The 12,264-nt window shown below is 44.6% G+C and carries 8 protein-coding genes; 5 read left to right on the forward strand and 3 right to left on the reverse strand.

All coding sequences use genetic code 11. The features are described 5' to 3' along the window. Positions 1 to 180 precede the first annotated feature (180 nt). The 3 genes from MHM87_RS04605 (at position 181) to MHM87_RS04615 (ending at position 5,260) form a co-directional block, all read left to right on the forward strand. Positions 181 to 903 (forward strand): ABC transporter ATP-binding protein, encoded by a 723-nt coding sequence (locus MHM87_RS04605; RefSeq protein ID WP_239257870.1) that lies wholly within the window; start codon positions 181 to 183, stop codon positions 901 to 903. Between the two features lie 71 nt (positions 904 to 974). Further along, entirely contained in the window at positions 975 to 3,899 is a 2,925-nt protein-coding gene (locus tag MHM87_RS04610) for an ABC transporter permease (RefSeq protein WP_239257871.1), read from the forward strand. Continuing rightward, a complete protein-coding gene (locus tag MHM87_RS04615) occupies positions 3,896 to 5,260 on the forward strand; it encodes a lipocalin-like domain-containing protein (RefSeq protein ID WP_239257872.1) in 1,365 nt (454 codons plus the stop codon). The genes MHM87_RS04610 and MHM87_RS04615 overlap by 4 nt, the downstream gene beginning before the upstream one ends. A 40-nt stretch (positions 5,261 to 5,300) precedes the next feature. Here the strand turns inward: MHM87_RS04615 and glsB are convergent, their stop codons facing one another. From glsB to MHM87_RS04630, 3 genes are all read right to left on the reverse strand, one after another. Next, positions 5,301 to 6,209: a glutaminase B gene (glsB, locus tag MHM87_RS04620; RefSeq protein ID WP_014999079.1), complete on the reverse strand. Its 909-nt coding sequence runs from the start codon at positions 6,207 to 6,209 to the stop codon at positions 5,301 to 5,303. A 101-nt stretch (positions 6,210 to 6,310) separates the two neighbouring features. Continuing rightward, on the reverse strand, positions 6,311 to 7,789 hold the full coding sequence (locus MHM87_RS04625; RefSeq protein ID WP_239257873.1) for an alkaline phosphatase: 1,479 nt from the start codon (positions 7,787 to 7,789) through the stop codon (positions 6,311 to 6,313). Positions 7,790 to 8,023: 234 nt separating this feature from the next. Continuing rightward, complete coding sequence (locus tag MHM87_RS04630) at positions 8,024 to 8,983, reverse strand: chemotaxis protein CheV (protein WP_239257874.1); 960 nt, start codon at positions 8,981 to 8,983, stop codon at positions 8,024 to 8,026. A 439-nt stretch (positions 8,984 to 9,422) separates the two neighbouring features. Here MHM87_RS04630 and MHM87_RS04635 point away from each other — a divergent pair, with 439 nt between their 5' ends. Both MHM87_RS04635 and MHM87_RS04640 read left to right on the forward strand, forming a co-directional pair. Next, a complete protein-coding gene (locus MHM87_RS04635; protein ID WP_239257875.1) occupies positions 9,423 to 11,018 on the forward strand; it encodes an isocitrate lyase in 1,596 nt (531 codons plus the stop codon). A 282-nt stretch (positions 11,019 to 11,300) separates the two neighbouring features. Further along, positions 11,301 to 12,245: a LysR family transcriptional regulator gene (locus MHM87_RS04640; RefSeq protein WP_014950208.1), complete on the forward strand. Its 945-nt coding sequence runs from the start codon at positions 11,301 to 11,303 to the stop codon at positions 12,243 to 12,245. Positions 12,246 to 12,264 lie beyond the last annotated feature (19 nt).

Raw genomic sequence — 12,264 nt, forward strand, 5'->3', positions numbered from 1 at the left:
TACTCTCAATTATAAAAATACCCCGTTCTATTAGAACATGTAGGCGCTAATTGAAGGCGCGCATAGCACCTCTAGCATTACGCCATAAACGCTGCTAATTGCGTATTGAGTATAGCGTATTGCGCGCATTCTCGCTCCTTCATGTTCACACTAAGACGGTTCAATACGAAACGGCGAATTATGCTGACCATAAAAGACTTAAAGAAATCCTTTACACAGACAGGGGCTCCGCTCATCAACAACCTTAACCTTACCGTAAAGACAGGTGAATCGGTGAGTATTCAGGGGGCTTCAGGCTGCGGTAAATCTACCTTGCTGTCGCTTATTGCTGGATTTGAGACGCCCGACGGAGGAGATATTTCGGTAAATGGATTGTCGATTGCTGGCAATAGCAAACTCGATAATACATTTAAAGCGAAGGATATTGATAGTTTTCGCAAACAGCATTTAGGTATTGTGTTTCAAAGCTTCAATCTATTCGACTGCTTTAATGCGTGGGACAACATTGCCTTTACTGCAAGGCTAAAAGGTAATGTAGATAACGACTACCAATTAGCGTTAATGGAGCAGCTTGGGATATTACCCCTAGCGCAAAAGCCGCTAAGTCAGTTATCTGGCGGTGAACAGCAGCGCTGTGCCATTGCTAGAGCACTTGTACATCGCCCCTCGCTTATCTTGGCCGACGAACCCACCGGCAATTTAGACGAAACCACTAGTGAAACCGTGTCTGACTTACTCTTTAAAACGTGTAAAGAGGCCAATACTTCTCTTGTTGTGGTAACTCATAGCCAAGACGTCGCAGTAAAAGCAGACGCCGCTTTGCGACTACATAAAGGGGTATTAGAGAGTGTGAAATATAAAACTAAAGAACAAACCTTATCTTCACCAGTAGCAGCAAGCTAATTACAGGTGAAAAACGTTAGCGATATGCGCCCTGTGAAAAAGACACCGAAAACAGCAAGTAGGAAAATAACGTGCTACGCACTCTACTGTTAACACTTTCTAGCTTACTTGCAATGGCAAGGCACAGGCCGTGGGAGCCATTACTCATTATGGCCGCAATTATACTGGCCAATGCTGGTTTGGTTACCGTTTTGCTTATAAACGAAGGCGCTACACAAGGTGAACTGTTACAGTCAAAGCAAGGGCTTACCTTGGGCAGTATCATCACCCCAGCAGACAGCCGAGCTCGCCTTACACAGAGCGATTATGCCACGGTTCGCAAGCAGGGGTTTACCCAGCTTGTTGCGATAGCTGAACGAGACATCACCCTATCGTGTAATGCCAGCAAGCCCACAACAACTCTCACATTACTCGGTGTTGATACTCAGCCTCTTTTAGGAAGTGCATTTAGAACGAGAGGTTTTGAAGCCCCAGCGGAAAACGATAGTGCTTTTTCGCTATCCTATTTATCGCAAAATGCGAAGAAATTTAGTGAAATGGAAAACCAGCAGACGCCAGCGGGACGCGAATTGCGCTCAAATTCTGGGGGCGACTTCGCTGTAAATGGGCTTATTCACCCCTTAACGAACGCAAAACTGGCCTGTCACGACACGCTCAATGAAATCGATAGAAAATCCGCGCCAAGTCCCTATTGGCCTGCAACGGTAAGCGCGTATGTGAGCAGCTTTGCTCCGCAAAATACAATTTTGATCTCTATCGATGAGTTTTACAGAGGCGGGGTAACGATTGAGAATGATGAACCTGTTAAGCCTGTTATTCCTGACAATGCTAAACGCGCGCAAGAGAAACAAGCAAAGCAACAGAAAGCTTACGTCCCTCTTTCCGGGTTTATTGCACTTTCACCGCTATCACATCAGCATTTAACCCAAATAGAAACCCTACTTGGAATACCTGTAAAGCAAACCACTAGCAATACAGACAATGACACCGGTTCGTTGCCAGATAGTTTTAGACTAAATCTTTGGGCGATGAGTGGACTGATGGGCGTTGTGGTGCTTTTTATAGTACTTAACGCGCTAAACTTGATGTACCGCACGCGGCTACCCAATATCATTCGTTTACGGCAGCTGGGCATATCTCAGCGAATTTTAAGCGTTGCCTTATTCACCGAGTTGCTTGTTTACTGCGTAATAAGTATTCCAATTGGTATGTTCATCGGTTTTCAAGCGGCGTCATGGTTGTCACCTGTGATAAACGGTACATTTACGTCGTTGTTTAACGCCGTATTTGTTAACCCCAACGTTAATCTGCTTTTCACCTTCGGCTTCGCATTAACAACGACCTTTATATCACTAGTTGTTTTTTCGTTAGTTTCTATAGTTAAGCTTTCAAATGCCCTAACCGTAGCGCCTGTCAAAAAAGAAAATGCGTTAGGCCAATTTGCCGTAGGTCTTATCTCATTATGTGCCCTACTACTGTTATTTATCGCTGAGGGGCTCGTATCTTCTACAGCTTCAGCACTTTTCTTTGTTGCACTGTTACTCCTTACCAGCTGCGCGCTTATTCTTCTTTGGTTACCTATTTTGTCTAAGCTACTGACTAGATTTGTACCAAGACAGTGGCCCGTGTTTCACTACGTCATTGCTAATATGCATTTACTGTCTAGCAAAACCCGTCTCGCCGTTTGTGCATTCTTTATCGCGCTAACCGCAAATATTGGTATGAATACCATGACGGACAGCTTTAGAGACGCCACTGAACAATGGTTAACGCAAAGGCTTTACGCGCCTTTCTATCTGTACACCGACGCGCCACTTAGTCGTATCGAAACGTTATCTACCAAATCGTTACCTCCGCTTGCTTTAACTCCTTTACTTAAGGCCGAGGGAGCTGTCAATAGCTCACATACTCAAGAAGAAACACATAAAGAGACACGTGAAGTCAGTAACAGCTCGCCCACTTACGTTTCTATCAGTAGCTACCCCATTCACCAAAGCGGTAAAAAGGCGCTTGTCCTCGATGATGTAATAAACAACGACCTCAACACAGTGTGGCGTGAGTTTACAGAAGGGAAAGGGGTATTCATCAATCAGCAATTAGCGTTTGCCCTTAACGCAAAGTTAGGACACACGCTAGATATAGAAAATATTCGCCTTCGTAAAACTGCGAATTCAAGTTCTTTGGCGATTAATACATCTAACGAGGCGTATAGCTCGCCACAAGATAAAACTACTGACCCAACACAAGGCTCACAAAGCAGTTCGTCGAACTCAAACGTATTTGCAGCGACGCCTCAATGGAAAGTACTGGGTATTTATCCCGACTACGGTAACCTGAACGGGCAAATATTAGTGCCTCTTCCCTCATTTAATCGAAACGATGTCCTTATCAGGGATCAACTTTTTTCCGGTGTAGTGGCTATTTACCCAGAGCCGCCTATTGAGACTAACGTGATAGGCGACAACAAACAAAGCACCTATGGAAAGAACATCCTCGAACAGCAGCTAAAATCACAGTTAGGGGAACACCGCGAAATTGCCCTTTATACCCGACAAGCGCTGTTAGATACCTCTATGCAGACCTTTGATCGTACCTTTGTATTAACCGACGGCCTTAACATTACCACCCTATTGGTTGCGGGCGTCGCCTTCGCTGTTTCGCTGACGGTACTAACCATAGGCAGCGCAGCGCAGTTATCTGTATTGCGTGCCCTTGGCGTTAGTCAGCTTAAAGTAAAAGCATCCCTGTTTGCGCAATATTTGCTGCTTTGTTTTATCTCAGCCTTGCTCGCCATTCCTTTTGGCGTGTACTTGGCCTATGTCTTTATTCAACAAGTAAACCGGCATGCATTTAACTGGGTGTACCCGCTTTCAATTAATGCAGAGGTTATTCTCTCTAGCGTGGGGTTATCGCTGCTTATCGTTTCACTGGTGCTGTTGTTACCTTTAGGGAAACTTAAGCCGAAAATTGATTTAAGGCAGGAAGTTCAGCTATGACAAACCAATTACGTAGCACCAACACCACGTTTTTGCGATTTAAAGCCAACATCTTTTTAGTACTTGTAGCTGTTTGTTTCACGTTGAATGCATGTACTGAAAACCCAAAAGATGAAAACGAAACTCTGGGAACCTCCACGCCAAACGGCTTTTTTGGAAACATGCAGTCGAGCGACGCCTTTACGCCAGTAAAGCGGGGCAATACTGTTGAATTACCACGCGATCACATGAGTCATCCCGATTTTCAGTTAGAGTGGTGGTACCTCACGTTTGTGTTAAGCGCTGAAGACGGGCACGAGTTCGGCCTTCAATATACGCTTTTTCGTTTCAATACTGAGCTAGACGCCCCTCAAAGCACTAAGGCTAATGCTGAAAATAGTGCTGAAGTTAACGCCAACAACCATATCGCAAAAAACTGGAGCAATGGCCAGCAATGGATGGGACATGCTTCGCTACATACCGCTGAACAGCATTATTTCGAAGAACGATTTGCAAGCGGCGGTGTAGGTAATGTCTATGTGAATCAAAAACCCTATACGACAGTTATTGACGATTGGGTTTGGAAAGCGGCACAGGCGGAGGTCCAAACAGGTGCAGAAAGCAAAGCCATGTTCCCGTCCGTATTAACTTTCTCTTTCGGGCAAAGCAGCACGCTTCATCCGCTTAAAACACGTGAAAAAATCCCCGCTACCTCTGCAGACAGCTTATCAGAATTAAATGACGCGCCAAGCGTTAGCGCCGTCAAAATAGCGCTTAACCTAAACACCTCTGGGCCTTTCATCAAACAGGGTGATAACGGCTACAGTAAAAAAACACAAGACGAACGCCTTCGCTCCTACTATTACAGCCAGCCGTTCATTAACGCGGAAGGTACGTTAAACATAGAGGGCAATAGCGTAAAAGTTGCGGGTAAAGGCTGGTTTGATCACGAATGGACGAGCCACCTAGCCAACAGTGAAGCCATGGGATGGGATTGGTTTTCGCTGCATTTAGACGATGGAAGTAAATTGATGGCGTTTCGCATGCACGCCATGAATGAAAACATGAAAAATAGCAAAAGCAAACACAGCGAAATATTCACAACGGCTAGCTATATAGCGGAAAATGGCACGAAAGAAACTATCGACCAAGCCTACGTATCAATTACGCCAACGGCCTATGAAACAATCAACGAGGGAGAGTCAGCTCGCTCTGTTCCCACCGCTTGGCGCATTCAAATACCAGAAAAAGATATCGACCTATCCATTCGCCCGTTCAAGGAAAGCCAATGGAATAACAGCTTATTTCCCTATTATGAAGGGCGAGTGGATATAAAAGGCTCCCATTCAGGGAGCGGCTTTATGGAATTGACAGGCTACTAAGGCCTGTTGACCTTTGATATACAGCGAAGCGTAATAGCCCCTAATAAATAGACCAATTGATGCGTTCACTTAGCGATGTCAAAGCCGCCACACCTAGCTGAGAATTCCCCACGCTATTAAGGGCCGGTGAAAATACACATATTGAAAAGCGCCCAGGCACAACGGCTACAATACCACCACCCACGCCACTTTTACCCGGTAAGCCTACTTTAAAAGCGAAACTCCCCGCTTCGTCATACATACCACTGGTTGCCAAAAGTGCGTTCACCTGTTTAGTTTGATATGGGGTTAGCACACGTTGGTTGGCACAGGTTGAAAACCCTGCATTGGCAAGAAAGCTAGTTGAACGCGCCAAGTCTTCACAACTCATTTCTAATGCGCAGTTGTGAAAGTAGTTTCGTAGCACATCTTCAACGTCATTTTCGAAGTTTCCATAGGCCTTCATCAAATACGCCATTGCCGCATTGCGAGAGCGGTGCTCGTACTCCGATTCAGCCACCACCTTATTCACCACTATGTCACCGTTACAGCTTAAGCGCCTTACAAAATCTCGCATGGCAATATAGGGCGAGGCAAACCGAGATTGCACCATGTCACTTACAACCAGCGCACCTGCGTTTATAAAAGGGTTACGAGGAATGCCGTTTTCGTATTCTAATTGCACTAAAGAGTTAAACGGCAGGCCAGATGGTTCGCAGCCAACTCGCTCCCACATGGTTTCACCATAGTGGTTGATGGCCAGCACAAGATTAAAGACTTTTGAAATACTTTGGATAGAAAAAGGAACACTCGCATCGCCTATAGAGGTGATTTCACCGTTAGTATCGCAAATTGAAATGCCAAACTGTCTTGGGTTGACGGTGGCCAGTGCTGGAATATAGTCGGCAACTTTCCCCATACCCAACATAGGTTCAACTTCATCGTATATGTCTTGAAGTAAAGCCAGCATTTCGTTGTTCATTGTACCCCTTTCCTGTTTACTACAGATAAAAATAAAGCGCCTGTTATATCAACGTCGGCGCTTTAGCTTTTATACTTACTTTGCAGTGATTAGTTACAGCGCCAATCTTCCTTAAAGTCACACAGACCATCGTCATCTTCATCTGACGTAAGCTCTATGTTGGTCGATGTCTCTTTTGGTACTGAATTTAAGTTAGAATCGATTTTTACTGGCTGCTTTTTATCGATAAAATTGAAAATTGTCTTTGCAATATCTGTATTATCAATTTGGCCCATAAGCGATTGATAGCCAGCACCAAAAGCAAATACTTCAACATCTACCCCAGTGTGACCAACGGTAGTCCAACCTGTATTTGTTTTTGTATCTAAAAAAGTCTTTACTGCCATAAAGCGCGTTTTGTCATCCTGATTTGATACGCTATCTAGTGTGGCCAGCTCTTCGTCGCTCAACGTCAACCCAAGTTTTTGTGCAACGAACTCACCAGGGTTTTCCTCATTTGCCATTTCAAGAGCAATCGTCATTACCGAGGCTGACATCGATTTAAGGTGCTCTGGGCTCCAGCGGTAGTCACCGTTAGCGCCAATAGTTAAGCCACCTGTACTGTGATCTGCTGTCAAGATTACCAAGGTGTCAGGGTTTGCCTTTACATAATCACGCAAATATTCCATGGTTAGCGCGAGGTCGTGCATTTCGGCCATGGCAGAAGCAATGTCGTTTGCGTGACCAGCCCAATCTACTTGGCTTGCTTCAACTAAAAGGAAAAAACCGTTGTCATTTTCTAAGTGCTTAATGGCGTGTTGAGTTAAATACTCTAGACGGTTTTTACGCTTATCATCTAGTACCGCAGGCAGCGCTACTGGCGCAAACAGACCAAGCACATTGCTTCCTACAGGTACCGAAGCTAAACGGTTATATGAATCAGCGTATTCGTAGCCAGCATTGATAAACTGCGCAAGAATATCTCTATCATCACGCTCAAAGTAAGAAGTACCGCCACCTAACATTACGTCAGCAACAAATTTACCGTCGACACGAACATCAAAGAAATCTTCTGCAATTTCATTGTAGTTCTTACGGCTTTCGTTGTGTGCAATGTACGAAGCTGGCGTTGCATGAACAATTTGAGACGTTACCGCCAAACCTGTACGCATGCCTTTACTTTTCGCATGGTACATAACTGAATTAACCGGCTGTTTATTTACATCGACACCAATGGCACCGTTGTATGATTTAATGCCTGTAGCAAGAGCAGTTGCGGCCGCTGCTGAATCGGTAACATAACCAGAGACGCGAGCAGGATACGTGGAAGCATTGCCCACCAAAATGTCGTCGAAGACAACATGCTCTATTTTCGGTGTTGACGGGTCATCTACATAGTTGCGATATGCCGTGGTGTAAGCTGGCCCCATACCGTCGGCAACGACCATAATAATATTTTTCGGCACGCTTTGAGTTTGGGTACCGTTTACACTTGCTGATTCGGTTGTAGATTCAGTGATACCACAACCCGCAAGAACAGCAATAGACGCACAACTTACTAATGATGTGCGAACAAATTGTTTAATCATTTAAACTTCCCTGAGTAAGTAAAGGTATCCACTGGGATTTTTACCCGCAGATACTACAAAATCGAAACTATCGCGAATGATTCTTTGGTGATCATAAAGGTGTTAGCAAAGCGATAAGATGCAATAGTGTAAAACAGGCAGGCAAGATGCTCAAAGCTTTTGGATAAAATAACCAGGGGGTGAGATGACTAGGTCGTCATCTCGTTAAATAGGTAACTTACTGAATGGGGAGACTTACTTGTTCTGTGCCTCAAGGTATTCACGCATGCGCTGTTGAGCAACATCCACCAGCATGTCTGGCTGAAATTTTGAGATAAATCTGTCACACCCTACCTTTTCTACCATGGCATCATTAAAGCTTCCGCTTAGCGAAGTATTAAGTGCTATAAATAAATTGCTCATGCGGGGGTCGTTGCGCACTTCTGAAGTAAGACGATAACCATCCATTTCTGGCATCTCTGCATCAGTAAACATGAGCAGCATCTCGTCGGTAGGATTTTTACCTTCATCGGCCCACTGTTTAAGCAGCGCTAACGCTTCAGCACCATTTTTACGTTCAATGATGCTTATGCCCAGCTGCTCTAGAGTGTCTTTAATTTGCTTTCTGGCTGTGCTTGAATCGTCAACGATCAGGACCTTTTTGCCCAAAAAGTGATTAACAATCTCTTTATCTAAGACTTCTTCAGAGATTGAGGTGTCGTAATCGATAATTTCCGCGAGTACTTTTTCAACGTCGATGATTTCTACCAGCTCTTGTTTACCCTCAACATTCACCTGAGTTATGGCGGTTAAATAATTGGATTTTCCAATTCCGCTCGGGGGTGGCTGAATAGTTCCCCAAGAGGTATTTACGATGTTTTTTACTTCACCGATAATAAAGCCCTGCACACTTCTATTGTATTCAGTGATAATAACATTCTTCGCTGTTGCCTGTGTGGCTGCACCGCGCATTTTTATTGCCTGACGCAAATCGATAATTGGGATGGAACTTCCGCGATAATTCATCACCCCTTTAAGGTTGTGATGTGAGCCAGGCATTATATTGAGCTTGGGTACGTTTATGACTTCTTTTATCTTGAAGACGTTCATTGCGAAAATGTGTCGCGTTCCAAGCTGAAACATCAAAAGCTCAAGCCTGTTCTCGCCCACAAGCTTGGTTCTTTGGTCAACCGACGACAATACACTGCTACTCATAACACCCACTTTTCATATTATAATCAACAAGCTGTAGTGAATATGGCGAACACTTCAAGGCCAATTCGCCTAGCATGATGTTTTAGACCTAAATTTACCTTGCCCAAAGTGGCAAAGCTATTACCCTTTTAGCTAATAGACAGACGAAATAACCAGCGCCTGTAAGACTTCATGCCTAATGTAGAAGCCCCCCTTCACTTCGTAACTTCATCCCTAACATCAAACAACCAATGTAAAGCGAGCGAATACCTCTCTCTCGCAGAGGATAGTTCAAGCATACGCCAGAACCAAACATTCACAAAATAAATGACCGCAATGCAAAATATATATTTCTATTATTCCAAATCCGGCACTAGGATGAAATGGAATCAACGGGAACGCCCTACAGCGTAAACACAAACAACGTTAAGTATTTTAATTATAGTCGGGAGAGACGCTCATGTCGCAATATCAACAAGACATTGATAACTTCGCCACATTAAAGGCAGCACAAAACGGAACTTGGGAAGGTATCAACCCAGAATTCGCTGCACGCATGAAGGTTCAGAACCGTTTTAAAACTGGTTTAGATATTGCTCGTTATACAGCAAGTATCATGCGCAAAGACATGGCTGAATACGACGCAGATTCGTCTCAGTACACACAGTCGCTAGGTTGCTGGCATGGCTTCATAGGCCAGCAAAAAATGCTTTCAGTTAAAAAGCATCAAGGCACAACGAATAAAAGCTACCTTTACCTTTCAGGCTGGATGGTAGCGGCACTTCGCTCTGAATTCGGTCCTCTTCCAGACCAATCAATGCATGAGAAAACGTCAGTTTCTGCACTTATTGAAGAGCTTTACACTTTCCTTCGTCAAGCAGATGCGCGTGAATTGGGCGACCTTTTCCACAAGCTAGATGACGCTAAGAAAAATGGCGGTGATGTTGCTGCTATTCAAGCTGAAATCGATAACTACGAGACTCACGTAGTTCCAATTATCGCAGACATCGACGCTGGCTTCGGTAACGAAGAAGCAACGTACCTACTTGCAAAGCAAATGATTGAAGCGGGTGCGTGCTGTATACAAATCGAAAACCAGGTATCAGATGCGAAGCAATGTGGTCACCAAGATGGTAAAGTAACCGTACCACACGAAGACTTCCTAGCTAAGATCAATGCAGTACGCTATGCATTCCTTGAATTAGGTGTTGATGAAGGTGTAATTGTTGCACGTACTGACTCACTAGGTGCTGGTCTGACTCAAAAGATCCCAGTATCTACATCAGAAGGCGATTTAGCTGCTCAATACAACGCTTTCCTTAAAACCACCGAAGTTGCGGGTGTTGAAGACCTAACTGAAGGTGACTTAGTGCTTAAACAAGGTGGCAAACTGGTTAAGCCTGAGCGTCTACCAAACGGCTTGTTCCGCTTTAAAGAGAACACAGGTTTTGACCGTGTAGTACTTGACTGCGTAACATCACTTAAGCACGGCGCTGACTTGCTTTGGATTGAAACTGAAAAGCCACACGTTGGCCAAATCGCTGAAATGGTTAACGCTATTCGCGAACAAGTACCAAATGCTAAGCTGGTATACAACAACTCCCCGTCTTTCAACTGGACGCTTAACTTCCGTCAGCAAGTGTTTGATGCTTGGACAGAAGAAGGCAAAGACGTATCTGGCTACGACCGCGCGAAACTTATGTCTGCTGACTATGATGACAGCGAACTTGCAGCAGCAGCGGACGAGAAGATTAAGAGCTTCCAGGCTGACGCAGCACGCGAAGCGGGTATCTTCCACCACCTTATCACGCTACCGACTTACCACACTGCAGCGCTGTCTACTGACAACCTTGCAAAAGGTTACTTCGGTGAAGAAGGTATGCTTGCTTATGTTCGCGGTGTTCAGCGTCAAGAAATTCGCCAGGGTCTAGCGTGCGTTAAGCACCAAGCGATGGCAGGTTCTGACCTAGGTGATACACACAAAGAGTACTTCTCTGGTGAAGGTGCACTTAAAGCGTCTGGTGAAGATAACACCATGAACCAGTTCGACGTATAACGCGAACAGGCAATGAGTTAAACGGAAAGTATCCCAACCTTTCCTACAGGGCACCTTCGGGTGCCCTTCTTTGTGCACGCTATTCACTGCATTTATGCTTGTTTCAAAAAATAAAGAAACCCATATTTTTCTAAAACCCATAAAAAACTCATATAACATATAATATTCAATGACTTATAGAGATAAGCCTAGGTAAGTTAAGACTAAACGCTTATCTGACATTGAAATAAAAAAGCTTTATAATAGCTGTGTTTAATTAGGTTTAAAAAGAGCATTAGAATAATGAATATAGCGAAGGTCGACCTGAATTTATTGGTTTATTTAGATGTGCTGTTACGCGAAGGCAGTGTAACAAAAGCTGCTAATCAGCTAAGTATTACTCAGCCTGCAATGAGTAACGGCCTAAAGCGCCTTCGCGATCTGTTCAAAGATCCGTTATTAGTTCGCACCAGCGATGGGATGACCCCCACTAAGCGCGCGCTTGAACTACAACCCATTATTCGCGATGTACTCAGCCGATTAGAAAGCTCTATTCAGCCTGAAACAGACTTCGACCCGTTAACCAGCGATAGAACCTTCCGCATCATGACCAGTGACTATGCAGAGAGTACCTTGTTACTTGAACTCGTTGGAAGACTGGCCGATTTAGCGCCCAATATTACGCTTGACCTTATTACACCAAGTGACGTGACCTTTCACGATGTAGAGCAAGGTAAGGTTGATATGGCTATTAACCGCTTCGATGAACTGCCTTTGTCGTTTCACCAAAAAGTTATCTGGTATGACACCTTTAGCTGCGTTATGAGTTCCGACCATCCGCTAGTAGAAAAATGCAACCTAGAAGGCTACTTGAGTGCCCAGCATATTTGGGTGAGTAAAACTGGGTTTGGTGTGGGCGTAGGTATTGACCCGAATGAAGTGCAAAAGTTGGGTTGGGTTGACGCTGAGCTAACCAAAATTGGAAAGCAGCGTGCAATACGCGTGTTTACTCGCCACTACCATGCAGCGCTTCAGATTGCGAAAAAGCAGAAGCTTATTGCTACCTTACCTAGTAAAGCTGCCCGTTTGTTTAAGCACGACCCAGATGTGGTGATTAAAGAGCCACCTTTCGACATTCCACCGATTGCGCTAAAAATGGCGTGGAGTGCTCTACTTCACCACGACGCAGGACATATTTGGTTGCGCCGGTTGATCAGCGATGTAGCTAGTGAAATGAACGCGGGCTAAACATTCACAAAAAATATGG

Origin of the sequence: Alteromonas sp. Cnat3-28, assembly GCF_022348265.1 — a bacterium.
GTDB lineage: Bacteria > Pseudomonadota > Gammaproteobacteria > Enterobacterales > Alteromonadaceae > Alteromonas > Alteromonas macleodii.

Bases quoted from the DNA above. Each gene is read 5' to 3' on its own strand.
- MHM87_RS04615 (WP_239257872.1), top strand. From the start codon at position 3,896: ATGACAAACCAATTACGTAGCACCAACACCACGTTTTTGCGATTTAAA.
- MHM87_RS04625 (WP_239257873.1), bottom strand. From the start codon at position 7,789: ATGATTAAACAATTTGTTCGCACATCATTAGTAAGTTGTGCGTCTATT.
- glsB (WP_014999079.1), bottom strand. From the start codon at position 6,209: ATGCTGGCTTTACTTCAAGACATATACGATGAAGTTGAACCTATGTTG.
- MHM87_RS04635 (WP_239257875.1), top strand. From the start codon at position 9,423: ATGTCGCAATATCAACAAGACATTGATAACTTCGCCACATTAAAGGCA.
- MHM87_RS04605 (WP_239257870.1), top strand. From the start codon at position 181: ATGCTGACCATAAAAGACTTAAAGAAATCCTTTACACAGACAGGGGCT.
- MHM87_RS04630 (WP_239257874.1), bottom strand. From the start codon at position 8,983: ATGAGTAGCAGTGTATTGTCGTCGGTTGACCAAAGAACCAAGCTTGTG.
- MHM87_RS04640 (WP_014950208.1), top strand. From the start codon at position 11,301: ATGAATATAGCGAAGGTCGACCTGAATTTATTGGTTTATTTAGATGTG.